23 protein-coding genes are annotated in these 22,477 nt (G+C 45.9%); 16 read left to right on the top strand and 7 right to left on the bottom strand.

The genetic code is table 11. The annotated features are described in order from the left end of the window. The first annotated feature begins 55 nt into the window (after positions 1-55). The 3 genes from QT998_RS14750 to QT998_RS14740 all read left to right on the top strand — a co-directional run bounded on the left by QT998_RS14750 (position 56) and on the right by QT998_RS14740 (position 3,467). The gene (locus QT998_RS14750) at positions 56-1,195 is read left to right on the top strand and encodes a universal stress protein (RefSeq protein WP_333115077.1); all 1,140 of its coding nucleotides are present in this window, start codon (positions 56-58) and stop codon (positions 1,193-1,195) included. A gap of 148 nt (positions 1,196-1,343) precedes the next feature. Further along, positions 1,344-2,627, top strand: coding sequence for a cation:proton antiporter (locus QT998_RS14745; RefSeq protein WP_333088198.1), 1,284 nt, complete (start codon positions 1,344-1,346; stop codon positions 2,625-2,627). Between the two features lie 366 nt (positions 2,628-2,993). Then, the gene (locus QT998_RS14740) at positions 2,994-3,467 is read left to right on the top strand and encodes a hypothetical protein (RefSeq protein WP_333088200.1); all 474 of its coding nucleotides are present in this window, start codon (positions 2,994-2,996) and stop codon (positions 3,465-3,467) included. Between the two features lie 388 nt (positions 3,468-3,855). On the opposite strand, the gene QT998_RS14735 is transcribed toward QT998_RS14740, so the two are convergent. Genes QT998_RS14735 through QT998_RS14725 form a run of 3 tightly spaced genes read right to left on the bottom strand, consistent with a single transcriptional unit; the run spans position 3,856 to position 5,306 of the window. After that, positions 3,856-4,491, bottom strand: a complete 636-nt coding sequence (locus QT998_RS14735; protein ID WP_333088202.1) for a class I SAM-dependent methyltransferase — start codon at positions 4,489-4,491, stop codon at positions 3,856-3,858. A 6-nt stretch (positions 4,492-4,497) separates the two neighbouring features. Beyond that, positions 4,498-4,959, bottom strand: coding sequence for a cupin domain-containing protein (locus QT998_RS14730; protein WP_333088203.1), 462 nt, complete (start codon positions 4,957-4,959; stop codon positions 4,498-4,500). Continuing rightward, positions 4,956-5,306 (bottom strand): hypothetical protein, encoded by a 351-nt coding sequence (locus tag QT998_RS14725; protein ID WP_333088204.1) that lies wholly within the window; start codon positions 5,304-5,306, stop codon positions 4,956-4,958. The genes QT998_RS14730 and QT998_RS14725 overlap by 4 nt, the downstream gene beginning before the upstream one ends. Positions 5,307-5,527: 221 nt before the next feature. Here QT998_RS14725 and QT998_RS14720 point away from each other — a divergent pair, with 221 nt between their 5' ends. The 3 genes from QT998_RS14720 to QT998_RS14710 all read left to right on the top strand — a co-directional run bounded on the left by QT998_RS14720 (position 5,528) and on the right by QT998_RS14710 (position 9,743). Next, positions 5,528-6,979, top strand: coding sequence for a folate/biopterin family MFS transporter (locus QT998_RS14720; RefSeq protein WP_333088207.1), 1,452 nt, complete (start codon positions 5,528-5,530; stop codon positions 6,977-6,979). 194 nt (positions 6,980-7,173) lie between these two features. Beyond that, the gene (locus QT998_RS14715; protein ID WP_333115081.1) at positions 7,174-8,670 is read left to right on the top strand and encodes a carotenoid oxygenase family protein; all 1,497 of its coding nucleotides are present in this window, start codon (positions 7,174-7,176) and stop codon (positions 8,668-8,670) included. Between the two features lie 173 nt (positions 8,671-8,843). Beyond that, positions 8,844-9,743 (top strand): DUF4436 family protein, encoded by a 900-nt coding sequence (locus QT998_RS14710; protein ID WP_333088210.1) that lies wholly within the window; start codon positions 8,844-8,846, stop codon positions 9,741-9,743. A 210-nt stretch (positions 9,744-9,953) separates the two neighbouring features. Here the strand turns inward: QT998_RS14710 and QT998_RS14705 are convergent, their stop codons facing one another. Beyond that, positions 9,954-10,808: an SGNH/GDSL hydrolase family protein gene (locus QT998_RS14705; protein ID WP_333115083.1), complete on the bottom strand. Its 855-nt coding sequence runs from the start codon at positions 10,806-10,808 to the stop codon at positions 9,954-9,956. Positions 10,809-10,973: 165 nt separating this feature from the next. Here QT998_RS14705 and QT998_RS14700 point away from each other — a divergent pair, with 165 nt between their 5' ends. From QT998_RS14700 to QT998_RS14655, 10 genes are all read left to right on the top strand, one after another. Beyond that, positions 10,974-11,165 (top strand): hypothetical protein, encoded by a 192-nt coding sequence (locus QT998_RS14700; RefSeq protein ID WP_333088213.1) that lies wholly within the window; start codon positions 10,974-10,976, stop codon positions 11,163-11,165. A gap of 9 nt (positions 11,166-11,174) precedes the next feature. Next, on the top strand, positions 11,175-11,405 hold the full coding sequence (locus QT998_RS14695) for a hypothetical protein (protein WP_194066079.1): 231 nt from the start codon (positions 11,175-11,177) through the stop codon (positions 11,403-11,405). Next, positions 11,380-11,667, top strand: a complete 288-nt coding sequence (locus QT998_RS14690; RefSeq protein ID WP_333088214.1) for a type II toxin-antitoxin system RelE/ParE family toxin — start codon at positions 11,380-11,382, stop codon at positions 11,665-11,667. The genes QT998_RS14695 and QT998_RS14690 overlap by 26 nt, the downstream gene beginning before the upstream one ends. Positions 11,668-11,768: 101 nt before the next feature. Then, a complete protein-coding gene (locus QT998_RS14685) occupies positions 11,769-12,302 on the top strand; it encodes an RDD family protein (protein WP_333088216.1) in 534 nt (177 codons plus the stop codon). Positions 12,303-12,340: 38 nt separating this feature from the next. Further along, a complete protein-coding gene (rpmG, locus tag QT998_RS14680; RefSeq protein WP_333088218.1) occupies positions 12,341-12,529 on the top strand; it encodes a 50S ribosomal protein L33 in 189 nt (62 codons plus the stop codon). A 102-nt stretch (positions 12,530-12,631) separates the two neighbouring features. Then, positions 12,632-12,847, top strand: coding sequence for a 30S ribosomal protein S18 (gene rpsR / locus QT998_RS14675; RefSeq protein WP_194010705.1), 216 nt, complete (start codon positions 12,632-12,634; stop codon positions 12,845-12,847). Positions 12,848-13,147: 300 nt separating this feature from the next. Next, entirely contained in the window at positions 13,148-15,154 is a 2,007-nt protein-coding gene (locus QT998_RS14670; protein WP_333088222.1) for a ribonuclease catalytic domain-containing protein, read from the top strand. 304 nt (positions 15,155-15,458) lie between these two features. After that, positions 15,459-16,901 carry a 1-acyl-sn-glycerol-3-phosphate acyltransferase gene (locus QT998_RS14665; protein ID WP_333088225.1) on the top strand — a complete coding sequence of 481 codons (1,443 nt, stop codon included), beginning with the start codon at positions 15,459-15,461 and terminating at the stop codon, positions 16,899-16,901. Positions 16,902-17,224: 323 nt separating this feature from the next. Continuing rightward, positions 17,225-18,118 carry a sensor histidine kinase gene (locus QT998_RS14660; RefSeq protein WP_333088226.1) on the top strand — a complete coding sequence of 298 codons (894 nt, stop codon included), beginning with the start codon at positions 17,225-17,227 and terminating at the stop codon, positions 18,116-18,118. Positions 18,119-18,344: 226 nt separating this feature from the next. Then, positions 18,345-19,781, top strand: a complete 1,437-nt coding sequence (locus tag QT998_RS14655) for an IctB family putative bicarbonate transporter (RefSeq protein WP_333115152.1) — start codon at positions 18,345-18,347, stop codon at positions 19,779-19,781. A gap of 485 nt (positions 19,782-20,266) precedes the next feature. Here QT998_RS14655 and QT998_RS14650 read toward each other — a convergent pair whose 3' ends face one another. From QT998_RS14650 to smpB, 3 genes are all read right to left on the bottom strand, one after another. Further along, positions 20,267-20,497, bottom strand: coding sequence for an Osc7112_2153 family protein (locus QT998_RS14650; protein WP_333088228.1), 231 nt, complete (start codon positions 20,495-20,497; stop codon positions 20,267-20,269). Then, positions 20,494-21,219 (bottom strand): tetratricopeptide repeat protein, encoded by a 726-nt coding sequence (locus QT998_RS14645; protein ID WP_333115085.1) that lies wholly within the window; start codon positions 21,217-21,219, stop codon positions 20,494-20,496. The genes QT998_RS14650 and QT998_RS14645 overlap by 4 nt, the downstream gene beginning before the upstream one ends. A gap of 741 nt (positions 21,220-21,960) precedes the next feature. Then, positions 21,961-22,428 (bottom strand): SsrA-binding protein SmpB, encoded by a 468-nt coding sequence (smpB, locus tag QT998_RS14640; protein ID WP_193971280.1) that lies wholly within the window; start codon positions 22,426-22,428, stop codon positions 21,961-21,963. Between the last annotated feature and the right edge of the window lie 49 nt (positions 22,429-22,477).

The raw sequence follows: 22,477 nt of genomic DNA, 5'->3' as shown, positions 1-22,477 counted from the left end.
ACCAACTAACAACTGCCAACTGCCAACTGCCAACTGCCAACTTATCTATTAAGCTATGATTCACTCTAGCGAACTCACCAACAATTCAGACGCGGTTTATGCCCAAACTAACCGCAATTGCGATCGCACCCGCCGGGGAAAGCACAAAATATTTATCGGCATGGCGCCCGGTGTGGGCAAAACTTTCCGAATGCTGGAAGAAGGGCATCGACTCAAATTAGAAGGCATTGACGTAGTTGTCGGACTGTTAGAAACCCACGGACGAAAAGAAACCGCCGAAAAGGGAAAAGGATTAGAAATAGTGCCGCGAAAACAAATGCTGCGCGGCGAAAAAATGCTAGCCGAAATGGATGTGGAAGCGGTCATATTGCGCCGCCCCCAATTAGCATTAATTGACGAACTCGCCCATACAAATATTCCCGGTTCTCAGCGAGAAAAACGATATCAAGATGTCGAAGAAGTTCTGAATGCTGGAATTGATGTTTTCTCCACCCTCAACATTCAGCACATCGAAAGCCTCAACGATTTAGTAGCGCGAATTACCGGAGTTGTAGTCAGAGAAAGAATTCCCGATCGCATTCTAGAAGAAGCTGACGAAGTAGTGGTTATCGATGTCACGCCGGAAACTTTAGAGACACGGTTGCGAGAAGGCAAAATTTATGCACCCGAAAAAATTGAACAATCTTTAAAAAACTTTTTCCAGCGCCGTCATTTAATTGCTTTGCGAGAACTCGCCCTGCGAGAAGTTGCAGACAACGTTGAAGAGGACGCAGCAACTTTAAAAGGTCAATATTGCAACATTCACGAACGAGTTTTAGTATGCGTCTCGACTTATCCCAATTCCTTGCAACTGCTGCGGCGGGGCGGGAGGATTGCTAACTACATGAATGCTCCCTTTTATGCTTTGTTTGTTAACGATCCAGACAAATTTTTAACAAAAGCAGAAAGCTTGCACGTTGAAACTTGTGAGAAACTCTGTCAGGAATTTAACGGACAATTTTTGCGAGTCAACGGTAATAAAATAGCCAAAGCAATTTCCGATGTAGCTAAAGAGTATCGCATTACTCAAATTGTGATCGGTGAAAGCCAGCAATCGCGGTGGAAATTGCTGCTGCGGGGTTCTTTGACTCAACAGTTAGTGCGATCGCTCAAACACGTAGATTTGCACATCATTGCTACCGAAAAAAGTCATTAGTCAGTTGGCAGTTGTTAGTTGGCAGTTGTTAGTCATTGGTTACAAATAACAGATAACAGATAACAGATAACAAATAAATAAATAAATAAATATAACTTTCGGAGGATAACAGACTCTAGCGGTTGGTAGATGCGTCAAAAGCTTTTAAATGCCAAAATCGCACTTGTTAAACCTGATTAAAAGTGCGATCCCTATGGTGGATGATTACATTCTTGACTTGCTAGTTATTGGCATCCTCCTGCTTACCGTTACCTTGGGTTCGGGATGGATTTCCCGATTGCCTGTATCTTATGCCTTAATTTATCTAATTGTCGGTATCGGATTGGGGCCCTACGGCGTCAAGCTGATTGACTTGCGTCCCGAAGCTCAATTTTTAGAAAGACTTGCAGAATTTGTAGTTATTGTTTCTCTATTCAGTTGCGGCTTAAAAATGAATCGCCCGCTGCAACTTTGGGCTTGGAATTCCACAGCGCGGCTGATAGGTTTTTTAATGCCAATTTCTATTTTTGCGGTTGCGGCTGTCGGTCATTGGTTTGTGAAATTAGATTGGGGGGCGGCAATTTTATTGGGAGCAATTCTCGCTCCCACCGATCCTGTTTTAGCCTCAGAAGTTCAGTTAGCAAATATAGACGATCGCGATGAATTGCGCTTTGGCTTAACATCCGAAGGCGGTTTGAACGATGCTTTAGCTTTTCCCTTTGTTTATTTCGGCATTCATGCACTAAAAGATAACAATTGGCCGAACTGGTTTTCGCAGTGGGTGGCAGTTGACTTGATTTGGGCGATTGGCGCAGCTATCGTTATGGGAATTTTAGTAGCTAAAGCCGTCACCTGGATCGATCGCCAACTCCAACACTATCGACAGGCAGATCAATTAATGGAAGATTTCATTGCTCTCAGCACAATTCTGATCGCATATTCCCTCACAGAAGTAGTCAACGGCTACGGATTTCTCGCAGTTTTTGTAGCAGGAATTGTGGTGCAGCGGAGTTACCGCAACCCAGAAAAACCGCTTTCCCAACTGCACTTTACCGAGCGCATTGAAAAGTTAATGGAAGTAGGAACTATTTTACTCTTAGGTTCGCTCCTGCGCCTAGAACCTATGCTCGCTTATGGAGGCTACTCGCTCTTAGTAGCTGGATTGTTAATCTTTTTTATCCGGCCTGTGGGAGCTTGGATCAGTACGATCGGCAGTCCTTTACATCCAGCCAGCCGCTTGCTGTGCGGTTGGTTTGGCATTCGCGGGGTCGGTTCTATCTATTATCTTACCTATGCTTTAGGTCACGGTTTGAAAGGAGAAACAGGCGAGAAAATTGCCTGGATTACCTTTTCAACCATCGTACTTTCTGTGATTCTGCACGGCATTAGTTCCACCCCGTTAATGAACTGGTACGAGCGGCGAATTAAACCAAAAGTACCGGATTTAATTTAATTCAGTAAGGTGCGTGACTTTAATAGTCTTGGATGCAACTGTCACACAACAATCGACTTGTAGGGTGCGTCAGGCGAAGTTCTCTAACGGCGATCGGGAATTTCGGGAGCTGACGCACCTTACTGTATAATCTAAAATCGACTTGTAGGGTGCGTCAGGCGAAGTTCTCTAACGACACCGAAAGAAAAAAAGATTATAATTTTTTCGATAACTCTAATAGACCTCTTGCAAAAGTCTTTTTAATCAAATTTTGGGACGGGCTAGAAGCCCATCCCACAAGCAAAAAGATTTTTGTGGGACGTTGCTCTGAGCAGCATCCTAACTATTTTTGCAAGAAGTCTAATATAAACGTTCGCGGAATCACACATGGATCGATTTGAATTTCAGCTAGCAATGCTGCAACAAGGAGCAGAGGAACTAGAGACAAAAATAGCTAATTTCACAACAATTATGATGCAATTAAAAACTACTGCAATTACCATTTGGGTAGCGTTAGTTGGTTGGGTTTTTACAAGCAAAATAGATGCGTTGGTTCCCCTAGGATACGTTATAATTTTTGGTTTCTGGTTTTTAGAAGCTACCTACTGGAAGGTGCAATTGTATTACATACAAAGAGTCCATGCAATTACCCAATTCTTGAATGATGAAAGCGCCTTAGATGAAAGTTTTAATACTCGCTCAATTCCGGAAGGTCTTGTTCACCCGCTCGGTTCATTAAAAACAATTAAAATGCCTTCTTTAGGTCGAGCTATCTGCGCTCCATCAATCTCTATTTTTTATACCTTTTTGTTTGTTGTTAATTCGATCGTTTTGTTAATAACTCTTAAAACAGCCCTCTAACTGGGTAAGATCCCAATGTGCGAGCGACCGGACAATATCTTCCATCCCAACTAACTAAAAGTGTAAATTGGAGGTTCAATTTGCTTGCTACTCCAAAAAACGGTTGCTTTCTGTATCGTTTGGGTTAAGAGTTCGGCTGTTCTCTCCTCAATACTCTGTGGGTTATTTTCAAATAACCAGAACTGTTCGCGATTGACTTCTACTACGACAGCAACCTCTTATATTCAGGACTTAAACAACTGGCATACTCAAATCAAGCTGTAGGGTGCCTCAGGTGAATTTCTAGAATGATTATTGAGGGTTTAAAAATCTGAGGCACCTTACTAAGTGTGACTATTTCCAATTTTAAAAGGACACGGAACTGCCGTGTCCTTACCCAGATCGGCTGCTAAACTGGTTTCACCCCAACTAACAAAGCGAGTTCCCGCCACTTCCAATAACAATCTACATCTGTAAAACCAATTTCTCTAAACCAGCGCAATTGCGTTTCCATATCGAGCAATTTATTAGACGGATCGTCGGGGGAATCGCTAATACCAAGCGCCTCTCGAAACTTCTCGTGCAAAGCCTTTGTTGGGGACGCTACGTGCTCCAAATTGCAAAAAATGCCTCCGGGTTCCAAAAGCTCAAAAATCTCGGTGTAGAGGGCTAATTTGCGATCGTTATTTACGTGATGAATCGCAAAACTAGAAACGATCGCATCAAACGTGCCCAAATCCGGCAGCGATTCGTCAAAATTGTGCTCGATTACCGTGACATTCTGGTCATCAGCAAAACGAATTCTGGCTTTTTCCAGCATTGTCGGCGAAAAGTCGATCGCCACACACTCAACATTCGGGCGATCGCACTTCAGCAAACCCAACAACCGTCCATCACCCGTGCCCACATCCAGAATCCGGCGCACAGTTGGCGGCACTTCCTCCAACAAAACCGCTTCACCTTCAGTGCGGTGAGGAATGCCATCAGCTTTAGCAAGATACCACAAAGCGTGTTCCGCCGAAGTCCAAAGATTGACTTGACTCATAATTTTTTAACCCTCATAAATCTCGCCATTTTTGCGAGTAAAAATCCAACTATTACCGTCAGCTTTAGCAATTAAATCATCATCGGGATAATTTGCTGAATCTCCCGGAGTGCGATCGCCAACTTCCAGATAAACAACAACAGCATTCGTGCGGTTAACCAAACGATGCCCATCAGCATCACCCGCCCGAAAACCCGCCGCCATACCCGGTTGCAGCACTTCCTCACCCGCATTAGAAATCAGAGTAATCTCCCCTTCCAGAACATACACTAACTCATCTTGACGAGAGTGCCAATGTCTCAGAGCAGAACAACTTCCCGGCGCAAGTCTCACCAAATTTACCCCAAAATTCTGCAATCCGGCAGCATCGCCCAAGCGTTTTTTCACCCTTCCCGCCACCGCAGATTGAAATTGCAGGGGATATTTAGAGCCTGTAATATCCGGCACATTTTCAGGATTCACAATCATAAAAATACTCCTTTCAGTATTTGTGACATCTCTTTCTTTTCTTGCTTCGCGTACTTCGCGTCTTCGCGGTTAATTATTCCAAAAATTTCAAAAAAGTAGTAGAATTTTCCCGAATTAGCCCGCACCAAACAATTACCCCAATCCGTTAAAATCGGCAGCCAAGGCTTACCCGGAAAATCATCAATCATAATTTGCTCGGCATGATTTCCCGTCACCGCTTGCAGGCTTTCTCCCCTGCGAAAAGTAGTCACCACAGGCCACAGAAAAACCTTGTTTTTGTTTCTTTCAAACAAATCAGCAGGCGCATCAACGCCATCTACAGAAACCGATCGAAATCCCTGAGCCATAAAGCTAAATTAGCCCCCAATCCTCAAACCAAAACCACAGCCAGAGAGACAATTCTAATTTCTGCTTTCATCGATCGCAAAAAGTCCTTAAATCCAGGCTCATCACAATTTTATACCCGCTGGCAGTCGCTCGTCACCCTAACATTCCACCTCCGACAGTTTCCGCAACCCATTAAGAATATGTTATATAATATTTAGATTCATTAAGAAATATTGCAAAAATGCTTCTTTCACCCTCTGGCGCCAGCAAACTCAAAGAATCTTTAAAACAAAAAGTATTCTTTGGGAATGAGCCAACCCCCGAACTCATAGCCATCTTACTGATTTACTTCGTCCAAGGCATTCTCGGACTAGCTCGCTTAGCCGTCAGCTTCTTCCTGAAAGACGATCTTGGCATGACTCCGGCCGAAGTATCAGCAATGATGGGTGTTGTCGCCCTACCTTGGATTATCAAACCCTTGTTCGGCTTCATGTCGGACGGTTTGCCCATATTCGGCTACCGCAGACGACCTTACATCGTCCTCTCCGGGCTCTTGGGCACGTCAGCATGGGTGAGCCTCGCAACAATTGTACACACGCCACTGGCCGCCACAGGGGCGATCGCCCTGAGTTCCCTCTCCCTCGCCGTCAGCGACGTCATCGCCGACTCCCTCATAGTCGAAAGAGCTAGAAAAGAATCCGTCGCCGACGCAGGTTCCCTGCAATCCCTATCCTGGGGCGCATCAGCCCTCGGCGGACTAATCACCGCCTACCTCAGCGGCTACCTGATGCAACACTTGGGAACCCAAACCATATTTTTAATCACCGCATCTTTCCCGCTAATCGTATCAGCAACAGCTTGGTTAATTCACGAAGAAAAAATCAACAAACAATCCGACTTTGACACAGTAAAAAACCAATTCAAACAACTGCGGCAAGCTGTCACCCAAAAAACAATTTGGTTGCCCACCGCCTTTCTTTTCCTGTGGCAAGCCACCCCAAGTTCAGACTCCGCCTTCTTCTTCTTCACCACCAACGAATTAGGCTTTCAACCAGAATTTCTCGGCCGAGTGCGCCTCGTCACCAGCATTGCTTCCCTCCTCGGTATTTGGCTGTTTCAGCGATACCTCAAAGCAATTCCATTTAGAGTAATTTTCGGCTGGTCAACAGTAATTGCAACAGCCTTGGGTATGACTACATTATTATTAGTAACTCATGCCAACCGAGCATTAGGAATAGACGACCAGTGGTTCAGCATCGGAGACAGCCTGATCCTGACAGTAATCGGACAAATTGCCTATATGCCAGTGCTAGTTCTCTCGGCGCGATTGTGTCCTCCCGGTGTCGAAGCTACATTATTTGCCGTGTTAATGTCAGTCACCAACTTAGCCGGACTTATTTCCCACGAAGGCGGTGCACTTTTGACCCACTTACTCGGAATTACCGATCGCAATTTCGACAACCTCTGGCTGCTAATAGTCATCACCAACCTGTCCACACTGCTACCCCTGCCATTCCTAAGTTGGCTTCCCGCAGAAAATGCAGAAATCAGCGACGAAAACGAGCAACAATCACTCCCCCTACTAGAAGCAGAACTAGGAGGCGCAAAACAAGGCGGACAGAACTTCATACCCGAATATTTTCCCGACTTAGTACCGACAGTCAGGTCAGAAAAACGCACCGCAGATAGCTAAAGAAGTCATTAGTCATTAGTGATTAGTCATTAGTGATTAGGAAGAATTCAAAATTTGGGATTTCTTCAATTTTGACTAATGACCAATGCCTTTGTGTCCCTTTCCTATTGTCCCACTCTCCCACTCTCCCACTTTCAGCCTCTCTGCGCCCTCTGCGCTCTCTGCGGTTAAATCAATAAAAGCTTATTCTACCCATGCAAAACTTACAAAATTCCCAACCCCAAACACCCGCCCAAAAACCATCATACACGCGCACAGACTGGCAGCGCGGCTACGAATCCCAACCCAGCGAATCCGACTACTGGATTGACGACATCGAAGGCGAAATCCCAGAAGGCTTGCAAGGCACATTCTTTCGCAACGGGCCCGGTTTGCTAGATGTCAACGGCCAGCGCATCCATCACCCCTTCGACGGCGACGGGATGGTTTGTGCGATCGCAATTTCCGACGGCCACGCCCACTTCCGCAACAGATTCGTCCGCACCGAAGGCTATCTCGCCGAACAAAAAGCCGGAAAAATCCTGCACCGAGGCGTTTTCGGCACACAGAAACCCGGAGGCTGGCCAGCCAACATCTTTGACGTCAAAATCAAAAACATAGCCAACACCAACATCATTTATTGGGGCGACAAACTGCTAGCACTCTGGGAAGCAGCACAGCCCTACAGACTCGACCCCCGCAGCCTAGAAACACTCGGATTAGACACCCTAGACGGCATCTTAGAACCCGGTGAAGCCTTCGCCGCCCACCCCAGAATTGAAAAAGGCAAAAATGGAGCCGGAGACAGATTAGTCAACTTTTCCGTCAAGCCCGGTTTGTCAAGTACAATCACCATTTACGAACTCGACACAAGCGGCAAACTTTTACAAAAACACGCCCACGCAATCCCCGGTTTTGCCTTCCTGCACGACATGGTAATTACCCCGAATTACTGCATATTCTTCCAAAATCCCGTCAGCTTCAATCCCCTACCATTCTTGTTAGGAATGCGGAGTGCATCCCAGTGCATTCAATTTTCGCCCAACCGCCCGACGCAAGCAATTTTAATTCCCCGCAACGGCACCGACGAGGTAAAAGTATTAGAAACCGAACCTTGTTTTGTCTTCCACCACTGCAACGCCTGGGAAGAAAACGGCGAAGTTTTTGTTGATTCTGTTTGCTACGACTCATTCCCAACCGTCGAGGCGGACGGCGATTTTCGCGAGCTTGATTTTGACAGCATTCCAGCGGGGGAATTGTGGCGGTTTAAGTTAAATTTGAACGAAAAAACTGTTAACCATCAAGTAATTGAAACTCGGTGCTGCGAGTTTCCGACATTGCATCCCAACAACGTCGGACAGCCTTACCGATATCTTTATATTGGCGCTGCGGATGCTCCGACGGGAAATGCTCCTTTGCAAGCTATTCTTAAAATCGATTTCCAGACAGGAGAACAGCAAATTTGGAGTGCTGCGCCGCGCGGTTTTGCGGGGGAACCTGTTTTTGTTCCCCGTCCCGACGCTATGGCGGAGGATGACGGCTGGCTGCTAGTTTTGATGTATGATGCAGCTAATCATCGATCGACCTTAGCGATTCTAGATGCTAGCGACATCACCAAAGGGCCCCTAGCGCGCCTGCATTTAAAACAGCACATTCCCTACGGTTTGCACGGAAGTTTTACACCAAATGTACTGCTTCCTATCGATTCGTAGTAACTGTTAGCGATGCAAGAGGGACTCAAATTGCGATGAAAAAGGTTTGATCGTTCAAAATGCGAGTCCGCATCCATAACTAGGACTCGCATTCCGAACTATTAAACCTTTGTGGTAAAGGGTTGGCTGTAGAAATGCTCAAAAAAATTTAAATGATCAAATATCCATAATTAATGCAAATTGTAAACAGAAATCATCTCAAAAAACTACTCGTTTTAATTTGCAGCACAGTCATATTCTTGGCAATTATTTTATCTATTTACTCTCACAATGCTAATGCCCAAGAGCCTTACAAATCATCTCCAGAAATCCCTGTAACACCAAAAGGCTTGGTTGAAGTCAAAATGACAGTAATTGGAGTAGATCCAGTTAAAAACCAATTAGAAACTCGCTTGCAATTTGAACTCAAAGGTATTTATAAAAAAGGGCCAACTTACCCTGCTCAAGATTTGTTAATGACCGTTAACGGTGCGAATGTAGAAGATTCAGAAATTACCTTTAAAGAAGGTAAACCGATGATTGTGCCTGCATTAAAGTTTAATTTGATCGAGGGAAAAATTAACAATTATCCCTTTGACACGCACATTGCTAAAGTAGCAATTTCCCTCGATCCGCTGGCTTCGATAGGTAAAAAATTTGCTCCTTTTCAAGTAAATCCAGTACCGCTGAAATTTAAATTTAATGCTGATGTTCCCGGCTTCGACATTAGTTATAACCCGCTGGAAGAAAATTCATCTATCTTTATTTACATCGATGTTTCTGCAACTCGATCGCTTCCAGTGAAATTCTTTGCCTTGGTGATTATTGTGATCATGTGGGTGCTGTCAATTATGGCGCTGTTGTTAGCACTAAAAGTGATGAAATCTGGCAAATTGCCGGAAGTGGGGATGCTGAGCTGGACTGGTGTAATGCTGTTTGCTTTTCCGGCAATTCGCAACGCTCAGCCGGGGGTGCCGCCAGTGGGAACTGCTAGCGATTTCCTGTCGTTTTTTTGGACTGAAATTATTGTTGTGGTGGCGTTGGTGATTATTGGTAGCTGTTGGTTGAAGCGGTATCATCCGCCGGTTGAATGATAGCGGGAATTGTTAGCTGTTAGCTGTTGACTGTTGACTGTTGACTGTTAACTGTTGACGGTTGACTGTTAAGTTAAGAGGGCGGGCACGCACTATCCACCGCCCCTACTGACTACTGACTACTGACTACTGACTACTGACTACTGACTACTAACTACTGACTACTGACTACTGACTACTGACCACTGACTACTGACTACTGACTACTGACTAATTTTTTACCTGCAAATTCTCAATATCCTGGGCGGGTACGCCTAAGCCGCGCAAGATAGTAAAAGCAATAATTCTATATCCCGATGGATTTGGGTGAACTCCATCGGCTGCTAACAAATTCAGAGTTTTTCCCGCGTGTTTTTGATAGGTGCTGATTACTTCCCGAAAAGGTGCATTTAAATCGATAAATAAGCACTGATTTTGTTTGGCGATTTCTCGCATTGCTACTACGTATTCTTGCAATCTGCGATTTTCCGGGCCGTCCAAAATTTCGCGGATGGGAGTAGGAGAAAGCAGGGCGACTCGAATTCCGGCGGTTTTTGCTGCCTGCACCATTTGGGTTATTTTGTCTATGTATTCTGCTAGCGATACTCCGGCGGCTAGGTTGCCTTGCGGATGAAACTGAAGCTTTTGGAAGTCGAAGAAGGCGTGCCAAACGTCGTTGACTCCGGCGTTAATGGTGATTAAATCTGGCTGTTTGTCGATCGCATCTTTCTGAAAACGTGCCTGCATATCACTCGCCTTGTTACCGGAGATGCCGGCGTTGACGACTTCGATTTTGCTGTCGGGATAAAGGGCATTCAGATAGCGTTGTAGCAGCCAAACGTAACCTCCGGGATATTTGCCGGCTTCGGTGATGCTGTCGCCTACTGTGACAATTCTGCCCTTGCCGGCGAGGAGGTTTTGGATTTCTGGCGGCGGGGTTGCTTGGGATAGGGATTCTGTAAACACGGGAAGTAAGGAGTGAGGAATGTTAAAGATGATAACGGCAGCAATTACGGCGAGGGCTAGTTTGATTAATGATTGCTGTTTCGGGGGTTTGGGACGGGGCGATATCGCTTTTGCAGACATTCTGTAGTTTTTGACTAAAAGTTTAACTTTTGAGCTTGGCAACTATAGCCGAAGAAAAAACCAAGAAGCAATAAAATCAATGGTTTCAGGGATTTCAAATGCCCTAATCACCTAGTATAATATAGTGAAATGTGGCAGGGAGACCGATCGTGATGTTAGTGGCTTTTGTCAGTCGGTGCATGGGTGAAGCTGTTTGATTCAGGATCGGGTTTTGGTAGAGAACAAGTTTCTCTGAATTTAGAACGAGATCGAGTTTATGTCGATCGCATTTTGGAATTTATCAACAAAGGCGATAATTATTTGCCTAATTTGGAACGGGTTATTAAAGGTATTGCTAATATCTTGGGGAATTATTAAGGAGGTTAGATGATGACTTTTCAAGAAATTATTGAGTCTATTGAAAGATTGACAATAGAAGATCAGGAGCGTTTATTTGAGTTAATCCGCAAGCGACGGATTGAAAATCGGCGGGCTGAAATTTTGGCTAATGCTCAGGAGGTGATGCAGGCATTTAAGAATGGGACCGCAAAGAGAGGAAGCGTTGATGATTTGATCGCAGATTTACTAGGAGATGATGATGGAAGTTGTCTGGAGTAGTGGATTTAATCGGTCTTTTAGGAAGATTACAAAGAAAAATCCACAATTAAAGGATCAAATTGCTAAGGTTTTAAGGCTGTTGACAGATGATCCATTTATGCCATCTTTGAAGTCTCACAAGTTAGGAGGGGATTTAGCCGGGTTATGGTCTTGTTCTGTTGCTTACGATTGCAGAATAATTTTTAAATTTTCTGAAGATGAGGAATTATTAGAAATGGTTATTCTATTGGTGGATATTGGAAGCCATGATGACGTTTATTAATGTAGCTGCGCCTTGACGCTATGCCCTACGGCTCCAAGCCCCTTGATTTGGATTATGATAGAAACAAGACTTACGCATTTCAAAGTAATTCTTTTTGGCCCATGAGTTCCGACTTAGTTCCCTTGCTTCCGAAAGTATCGATCGGCCGTCGCGCTGCTGCTTTCTGCATCGACGCAATTGCCGTTTGGCTGCCCAGTTTGCTTCTGGGCGCAAATCCGATCGTCCAAACCATCTTTTTTTTCCTGCTGTGGATGATTTTGCGCGTACCCATTGTCAGGAAAAACCACGGTCAAAGTCTTGGGCGCTGGGCATTGGACATGAAAATTATCGATGTTAGACTCGAACGGATTCCCGGAGTGCAGAAACTTTGCAAGCGCGAGGGATTGCTGGGCATTTGCGCCGCCCTAGCCTTTGCGGGTGTAGGCGGGCTCACATCTACCAACGCCGCCGTCTTGCTGCTGATTCTGCCGCTGGCGATCGACTGTAGCACTGCCTTCATCGACACCGCCCGGTTTCCCCAAGCTTTTCACGATCGACTCAGCCAGACGATCGTCATCGGCACCAAGCGCGGCTACTCCCTAGACATCAAAGTTAGAAGATTACTTGACCAAGTGCAGACCAGTGTGAGACGATAATAAATTGTGTTTAAATTAGTCGAAATTTATTTAGAATTATGGCTAAAGGTGTCCGGATCATAATTACTCTAGAGTGTACTGAGTGCCGAACAAACGTGAGCAAACGCTCCAAAGGCGTGTCTCGGTACACCACGACCAAGAACCGTCGCAACACGACGGCGCGGCTGGAACTCAAAAAGTTCTGCCCCCATTGCAACAAGCACACTGCCCACAAAGAGATTAAGTAGTCAGCCGTCAGTTGCGATCGGTCAGTTGTCAGTTGCGATCAAGTCAACAGTCAACAGCCAACAGTCAACAGTCAACAGTTAACAGTAAACAAACAAAGAACCATGACTTACTTTCGCCGGCGCGTTTCGCCAATCAAACCAGGAGACCCGATCGACTACAAAGATGTCGAGCTGCTCAAAAAATACGTCACAGAACGCGGTAAAATACTGCCCCGCCGGATTACCGGTTTGACAGCAAAACAGCAGCGAGATTTGACCAGAAGCATCAAAAGAGCAAGAATTGTAGCTTTGATGCCCTTCGTAAATCAAGAAGGCTAATTCGATTTTGGATTTTAGATTTTAGATTTTGGAAAGATAGGACTTACGCGAAAACAACGTCTTTTTGTCGCAAGCGAGAATCGCTAATCGAGCGCAAGATTGGGTATTTAGTCGGTGGTGCGTAAGTCTTAATCAAAATCTAAAAAGTTAAAAATTAAAGCACAAAAAGCCCAACTTTTTAGATTTTAGTTTTAACAAGAGATGTAACAAAGATAAACATCCAAAATCTAAAATCCCCGGATCGCAACCAGACAAATAGCAAGAGTGAAATATTCCAATAAAAATTAATAAAGCTGGCAAGTGGAGAAGGGAACGTTAGTAGAATTTAGAGTGCACGGCGATCGCCGTCTGGCAGTTGCCGATCGCCCCGACGGCAAGAAAAACTGGGTAGTGGTAGACGAAAAAGGCCAACCGCACAGCATACCGCCCAAACAAATCAGCTACGAAGCAGTAGGAGAAAGTTACAAACCCTCCGACATTGCCAAATTTCTTAAAGAAGTAGAAGGTTACTCAGATCCGTCGAGTTTAGAAGTCGCTTGGGAACTCCTAGTGGGCGACGGAGAAAACACAGATCCCGAATCCCTCGCCATGCTGCTATTTTCCGATCGCACTCCGGCCCAGTGCTACGCAGCATACTGTTTGCTATCAACAGACAAACTGTATTTCAAACAAAAGGGCGATCGTTACGAACCGCGATCGGCCGCCCAAGTAGCCGAAATCAAACACCAGCAAGAAGTAGAACAGCAGCGACACCAAGAATCCCAAGGATTTTGGGATCGAGTCAAACAGCGGCTGGCTGGGGAAAATGTCGAGTGGATTAATAGCGATCGAACTCGCCTCGACGCCCTAGAACGCTTTGCAACCCTCGGAGAAGAAGCCACGCACCGCACCCCGGCCTTAGAAACTTTAGCCAGCTTAGAACGCTCCGAAAACCCCGAAGCAGCATTTCAACTCCTAGTCGATCTCGGCCTGTGGAGCACCCACGAAAACCTGTTTTTGCGGCGCAGCCAAATTCCTCTACAATTGTCCGCAAAGGTATTAGAAGTGGCCCAAAGCTGCCTAGAAAATCCCCCAACCGACTCGGAGACAAACCGTCTCGACTTAACTCACCTCAAGGTTTACACGATCGACGACGAAAGCACCACCGAAATCGACGACGGACTAAGCTTAGAATTCCTAGAAAACGGCCAGCAGCGGCTGTGGATACACATTGCCGATCCCACCAGCTTGCTTTCCCCCGGAGACGAACTCGACCTCGAAGCCAGAAAGCGCACCACTACAGTGTATCTGCCCACCGGCCCAATCCCGATGTTTCCCTCAGCATTGGCAGCCGGGCCGATGAGCTTGGTTCAAGGCAAAGAGTGCAACGCCCTCAGCTTTAGCGTCACCTTAGACGAAATCGGCGCGGCTCAAGATTACAGCATCCACATCAGCAAGATCAAACCAACCTACCGCTTAACCTACGATGATGTAGACGAAATGCTGGAGTTGGGAATCGAAGCAGAACCGGAAATAGGGGCGATCGCCATTGCGGCCAAACTGCGGCAAAAATGGCGCGAAGTCCAAGGCGCAATCAACATTTTCATGCCCGAATCCGTGATCAAAGTCCACGGCGAGGACATCGACATCCACGTCATCGACGACTCCACAGCCCGAATGCTAGTAGCTGAAATGATGATTTTAGCTGGCGAAGTCGCCGCCCGCTACGGTCAAACTCACAGCCTGCCAATACCCTACCGCTATCAGCCCCAGCCAGAACTCCCCCCCGATGAAGAACTGCTGGCCGTACCCGCAGGCCCAGCCCGCGCTTGCGCCGTGCGCCGCTGTATGCCCCGCAGCGAAATGGGCTTGACCCCCGGACGTCACGCAGGCTTGGGTTTGGAATTGTACGCTCAAGTTACTTCTCCCATCCGCCGCTATACCGACTTGCTGGCTCACTTCCAAATTAAAGCCCACCTGCGGGGCGAACCACTGCCTTTTTCTGCCCAAGAAATACAGGATATTGTGATGTGTCTCGGTACCGCAGTCAGAGAAGCTTCTACCGTCGAACGCCAAACTAACCGCTATTGGGGATTGGAATATTTGCGCCGCAATCCCGATCGAGTTTGGGAAGCTTTAATGCTGCGCTGGCTGAGGGAAGATAGCAATCTCGCATTGATTTTATTGGAAGAATTGGGCTTAGAATTGGCGATGCGATTTGGTCGATCGGTCGAAATTGGCGATCGGCTAGAAGTCAAAGTCACACATTGCGATCCGCGATCGGATGTGATTAACTTCCAAGAAGTGATTCTTGAACCCGCACAATAGGATTTTAGATTTTAGATTTGAGATTTTGGATTGCCAAAATCTTAGCGAGATGAGTTATGCGCTGGTGGCGATCGACCAATAAGCTTAAGTTAGCAATCTCACCCGAATTTCGACTTACGAGTTTAGGGGAAATAGCTCTTCAACCCGCGCAGGCGGGTTTTGTTTCTGTAGGGCTGTTGAAACCGCCGTCTCAGATCCTGTCGGGTCGATTACCATAACAAAAACGGATCGCGCGTGCGGAATCTGATTTCAGTCAATCGATCGCACACAACCTTAACTCAAATCTCAAATTTAAAATCACAAAATGGCCAACTCAATTAACCAAGTTCAGCCGCCCCTGGAATTCATACCCCCAGCCTACAACCCCCTAGTCGTCCGGGGCGCTCAGCAAATCCTCCCCTACTGGCTGCGATTTCGGACGAATATCAGCCACATTCAAGTCGAAAACGTCGAAACCCTCGCCGAACTATTCCACCAATTTCAAAATCAGAAAGTTCGCTTCTTGCTGGCCTTCCGCCACCCAAACTCCGACGATCCCTACTGTTTGGGACAACTAATTTGGAAACTCGTACCCCAAACAGCGCGCGCCAAAGGCATTCCCCTGCAATTTCCGGTACATTCCCACTTTATCTACGATCGCGGAATTCCCCTCTGGGCCGGTGCTGGAGTCGGCTGGCTGTATTCTCGCCTCGGCGGTACTCCGATCGTTCGCGGTAAAATCGATCGCGCCGGATTGCGATCGGCCCGCGATTTATTCGCCAACAGCCAATTTCCCATCGCCGCCGCCCCAGAAGGCGCTACCAACGGTCACAATGAAATAGTTAGCCCCCTCGAACCGGGAATCGCTCAAATGGGCTTCTGGTGCGTTGAAGATTTGCTCAAAGCCGGACGTACTGAGGAAAAAGTGTTAATCGTGCCGATCGGCATTCAATACCGCTATGTCAACCCGCCTTGGGAACCCCTAGAAAAACTTTTAACTCAATTAGAAATAGATTGCGGACTCCCACCCTTAGACCGCACCAACACCGCCAATTTAGAGGCAGAAAATTCCGATCCCGAAGACCAAAATTACAAATTTCAATATCTGCGCCTGATTCGACTTGGCAGCCACTTGTTAACAGTAATGTCCGAGTTTTACAGCCGTTTTTATCATAAAAAGATACAGCCAACGACCTCTATTTTAACATCATTATCGCTACCAGACACAACTGCCAACGATTCGGGCAATGAAGTGATGGTTGCTCGACTGACAGCACTTTTAGACGTGGCTTTGCAAGTAGCAGAAGAATATTTTAACTTAAAGCCAAAAGGTAGTTTGATAGACCGCTGTCGCCGTCTGGAACAAGCAGGCTGGGACTATATTTATCGAGAAGATATCAAAGATATTGCAGCACTTTGTCCCTTAGAAAGAGGATTAGCCGATCGCCTCGCCGAAGAAGCAAGTCTGCGGATGTGGCACATGAGACTTGTCGAAAGTTTCGTCTCCGTTACCGGCAGGTACGTCCAAGAAAAACTGACCGCAGAACGTTTGGCAGAAACAACTTTACTGCTGTGGGACGTACTGACTCGCATCAAAGGCGGAAATCCTTTCGGGCGACCTTCTTTGGGCAAACAGCAGGTGCAAATGACCGTGGGCGAACCGCTCTCAGTGGGCGATCGCTGGCAGGGATATCAAACCAGCCGTCGGTTAGCAGTTGCCGAACTCACTCAAGATTTGCAATCAGCTTTAGAAGCAATGATTAATTAGTCAGTAGTTAGTAGTTATTGGTTATTGGTTATTGGTTATTGTTTGTTAGTTATTGGTTGTTGGTTATTGGTTATTGGTTATTGGTTACTTGCTACGAATTCCCAATTTCCAATTCTCAATTCCTAACAAAAAATAACAAATAACAAATAACAACTAACAAATAACAACTAACAACTAATAGTCAGCAGCAACAGCCAACAGTCAAGAGTCAACAGTCATCAGTTTAAAGTCTGCAACTGCCAACAAGTTGTTATAGACTTGAGAAAGAGGTATAATGAACCACTAATAATCAACGAGCCATAATAAAACCAGAAAAATCACCGATGAATAACAAACCTATCGATTTGTCTACTAACTCAATTAAGGTAAAACTCCTGAATCATTTAGCGCAGGAATTGCTCACCCCACTCACTTCTGTCATCGGCATGGCGAGCGTGTTGAGCCAAGAAATTTACGGGCCATTGACGAGCAAGCAAAAAGAATATATCGACGTGATTCAAGACAGCAGTCGGTGTTTACGATCGCTAGTTGAAGAAATTTTGGAACTAGCAAATCTCGATGAATCGTCTTTCACCTTGAAGCGAGTCGCAGTCGATATAGAAGGTTTGTGTCAGCAAGTTGTGACAACCCTGTCGCCGGCGGCAAGTAGGCGAGAGCAAGAAATTAATTTCACGATCGGGCCCGGGCCGCGCATCTGGTTGGCAGATAAGGATAAGGTTCAGCAAATGCTGCACCACTTAATTTTTAGCATTATTCAATCGGCTGGGGCAGGCAGCGTGATTCGAGTCCACGTTTCTCGGAAAGAAGACGGTATCAACATCGGAGTTTGGGTTTTTCATCCTTGGTTGGGAGAAAGTTTGCCCCATGCTAAACTCTACTCCGACTACTTGTTGAAGGCCACAGCAGGTAGCGGTTGGCGATCGAACTCCGAAACCTCTTCCCCGGAACTCGAACCGCAACTGGCGACACAGATACAGAGTGCCCAGCGGTTAACGCTGGCGTTTTCTGAGTTGGCGGCTTTGGTGGCCGAGAATGCCGCGGATACCGCACCCGTGTTAGCTGGTTACGGGGCTAGGGAACGATTGGGGCTGCTGCTTTGCTGCCAGTTGGTGGAAATTCAAGGCGGCCAACTCTCGATTCAAGGCACCCCGGAATCTGGATATCGCTACGTGCTCTGGCTCCCCTGCACTAATGCTACGGAGTTGTTGGAAGGATGAAGTCAGTTGGCAGTTGGCAGTTGGCAGTTGGTAGTTGGCAGTTGTTAGTTGTTAGTTGTTAGTTGTTAGTTGTTAGTTGGCAGGAAAACAGTTGTTAACAGTCAACAGTCAACAGTTAACAGTTAACCGCTAACAATTCCCCAATGACTAATGACCAATGACCAATGACCAATGACTAATGACTAATGACTAATGACTAATGACTAATTACAAATCTAAAATAGAAATGAATTCAGTTTGGCAACAGTTAAGTCTGGCAAATTTGCCGCTCTGTCAGTGGCAAAATGGCAGTTATTTATTGAATTGGACGATCGGCAATGCGCGCAGTTGGCGAGAAAGTAGCTGGCTGATGCAGTGGGCGGAGCCTCTGGGTTTTGGTTTGCTGGCCTTGACGTTCAGTATGGGCCCGTTTGTCAACAATGCCTTGGTGGGGCTGTTGATGGCTGCTGGTGCAGCATTTTGGGTGCTGCTGACTGTTTCTGACGATCGCACGATCGCCCTCACACCCATTCACTTGCTGGTACTGCTGTACTGGGGCATTGCTACCGTCGCCACCGCCATGTCGCCGGTGAAAGCCGCCGCTTTTGTCGGTTGGGGCAAGCTAACGCTGTATTTGCTGTTTTTTGCCCTCATGGCGCGGATATTGCGAGACCCCCGCCTGCGTTCCTGGTTGATTGCAGTATATTTAAATGTCGCTCTAGTAGTCAGTTTCTACGGCGTGCGGCAGTGGATTGATAAAGTGCCGCCATTAGCTACTTGGAACGATCCGACATCAACTCAAGCCGATCTCACGCGAGTTTACAGCTTTTTGGGCAATCCAAATTTGCTCGGTTCCTATTTGCTGCCAGCAATTGCCTTAAGCGCCGCCGCACTTTTTGTGTGGAAAGGATGGGGAACAAAACTTTTAGCTCTGACGATGCTGGTGGTGAATTGCGCGTGTTTGCGCTACACCGACAGCCGGGGTGCTTGGATCGGTTTTGTGGCTCTGCTTGTGGTGTTTTTAGTGCTGCTTTGGTACTGGTACAGCCCTTCTATGCCTCGGTTCTGGCGCACTTGGGCCCTGCCGTTAGGGTTGGGAGGTTTGGTTGGTGCGTTAATTTTGGGAGTGCTTTTGGTGGAGCCATTGCGCGATCGAGTTTCGAGTATGTTTGTCGGCCGCGGCGACAGCAGCAACAATTTTCGGATTAATGTTTGGACTGCGGTGATTGATATGATTCGCGATCGGCCAATTCTCGGAATTGGCCCCGGAAACACTGCCTTTAATAAAGTTTATCCGCTTTATATGAAGCCGAAATTCACTGCTTTAAGCGCTTATTCCGTGCTGCTGGAAATTGCCGTAGAAACAGGCTTTATCGGTTTAATGTCTTTCCTGTGGCTGATGACTGTCACCGTCAATCAAGGTTTGTTGCAGATCAAAAAATTGCGCGACGCGCAATTTAATATCTCTAATTTAGAGGAAGCGTCCCCAAATCTCAAATCGAATCAAGGGTTTTGGTTGATTGCGGCGATCGCAACTTTAACCGGCATGATGGCTCACGGTTTTGTCGATACCGTTTGGTACAGACCAGAAGTTAATATGCTGTGGTGGTTGATGGTGGCGATTATTGCTAGTTTTTACAGGAACCCGCAGCAGCAAAATTCAGCTTTGACAGAAAGCGAGTAGATAAAAATGCTGGCACAGAACATCTGTTCTTTTGCAAAAAGCATTTGTTTCTTTTAGTGCTTTCCCCGAAGCTCGCAGGTTGCAGGAGCTCTTCGAGATTTTGATATCATCTCCGGTAAATTACCATCACAAAAACGGTTCGTAGTACGTCAGTCAGTGTCCGCAATCTATGAGCGGACACTGACTGACGCACGCGCGATCCAATTTTCTTGTTTTCAATCGACCGGACATGATATTATGTCAAATCCGGTTGCACCGGAATGATGTTAACAGTTAACAGTTAACAGTCAACAGTCAACAGTCAACAGTCAATTTACTCTTCCGATGAAGAGAGGATTTGATATTGCTTGATGGCTGTACGAACACAGCCACGATCAATAGTAGGGTGCGCGCTGCACGCACCCTACATAAAATTACTACATACTACATACCTGCAAATGTAAAGTGCTGGTGTCACACCCTACAAAATTTATGGAAAATAACTTTTATTCTTCGCTCTGCGAAGGCATGACGAATCTCGGGCACGGATAATTTCCACCATTTCTATCACGGCAACGCCGCCACGTTGACTGATTCGAGCTGAACGGCGTTTCGGATGATTCATTAACTGTAGATTGAACAGTTGCAGGAGTGGGTTGTGCTTTTGAGGCTTGACTGAACTGCAATACTGTGATAATTGCCAGTATGGTTGATGAAAGCAAAAATGTGCGTTTCATTTATTTGTTTTTTCCTCTTTTAATCGTTGACGTGCCATTCCTATCCATATATCCTCATCGAACTCTTGAGAATCCGCATACTTTAGACAAATTTTCCACTGCGGTAGCGCTTCCTTCGTTTTTTTCATCCCTTCTAGGACTTGCGCTTTCAGGCAATAAGTTGCTGGGCCTTCACTATCAAGCTTAATGGCTGCATCCAAATGTTGCAATGCTTCTGAATATCGACCCTGTTTCAGCCGCGCCCATCCCAAATTTTTAAGTAAAGAATATTTAACTCGATCGTCCTCAGCTACTTTCAAACCTTGCCACAGCAAGTGAACCGCAGCAGCAGAGTTTTTATTATCAAGAATATATAACCTCGCCAAATTGCTGTAAGCAGCAGGCAGACCTAGTTTGGCAGCTTGCAGATATTTTTCTCGGGCGCATTGCAAATCTTGCACCTCTTCGCAAAGCCATCCCAAATTGTAAAGAGCTGCGCGGCTTTTGGGGTCTACAACGAGCGCCAACTCATAGGCTTGTTGAGTATCGGCCAATCGATTGGCTTTGTAGTTTTCTAAGCCTCTATTATTAAACAGTGATGCGAGTTCCGGCAATCCAAATTGCCAACCACCAAAACCTACTGTTAGGATGAGCAGGAAGGCCGCCCACTTGGACTGGTGATACTTTTTCCCTGGCTGTTTCATGACATTAAAAATATTAGCTAATGGTGTCGTTTTTGGCAAATTGTCACTGTTAGTTAAGTGATAATTTATTTGCCGTATTTCATTGCCACCCTCATGACATCATCATCTTAGGAATTGACTTAGGCCTGAGCCTATTTATCATTTCTGGTTTGCAACTCCACAGCCGAATGCTTGCGTAATGCTGCCACTACCTAGATGTATTCGAGCATAGGTTAATTCTTCGCGGGGTTCGAACACCTATCCGGATCATTTCAGAAAAAAGCCAGAAAAAAGCCGTAAGCCCTAAGCCTGAAAGGAGAAAGAGCCTGGACTGCTACGGATGTTGTGAGTAATAATACTTAGTTGTGGGGCGATCGACAATAGACGGATTGCATATAGCCTTTCTGTGCTCTGGTATGAGGTACTATCCTGTATAGGGCATAGGGCATGGGGCATGGGGCATGGGGCATAGGGCATACCTCACCACGCTTGAGAAGTGCTATAAATCTTCCATCGATGGGAAAACCGCAGATGTATTTCAATAACAGAAAGAGAATGAAGAGCAATTCAAATCTAATGATTAATCGCTAATCACTAGACTTGAGTTGCACTCAAATCAAACACAGATAACATTGAATTATCTGCATCCGTCAGTGTTTATCTGCCTGAAATCTGCGGTTAACAAAGCGAATATTTATGTAACTCAAGTCTACTAATTACTAACAGACATAAACGATAACTCATGTAGATAGGACTCGAAAAGCCTGTTTTTTACAGGCTTTGAGAAGATTCGTCCAATCACTAAAATTGCTTGATTGCGCGTTCCATATCCCGCTTGTCTTCGCGTTTCTTCAAATCTTCGCGCTTGTCATACAATTTTTTACCTTTACCCAAACCGATATCGAGTTTAACCCAGCCGCCTTTCAAATACATTTTTAACGGCACTAAAGTCAAACCTTTTTCTTCCACTTTGCCAATTAGTTTACGAATTTCCTGCTTGTGCATCAGCAATTTGCGAGTGCGTCTTGGTTCGTGATTAAAATAGTTGCTAGCACTTCTCCAAGGCGAAATATGAACGTTTATCAGCCACAGTTCGCCATTCCGAACTAAGCCGTATCCGTCCCGCAAATTCGCTTTTCCTTCCCGAATAGATTTAACTTCGGTTCCTTTTAACTCGATGCCCACCTGATATGTCTCTATAATTTCATAGAGATGCCGCGCTTGTCGGTTATCGCTAACAATTTTGTATCCCGGACTTTTTTCGCTCATTTTTACCTCCGCTGAAATTATTATAACGCTAGCTTGTCTGTAGAAAAAA

The sequence above is a fragment of the Microcoleus sp. S1D4 genome, assembly GCF_036700765.1.
Classification (GTDB): Bacteria; Cyanobacteriota; Cyanobacteriia; order Cyanobacteriales; family Microcoleaceae; genus Microcoleus.
Note: the sequence above shows the minus strand (reverse complement) of the source record. Positions and strands in the feature narration are given on the sequence as shown.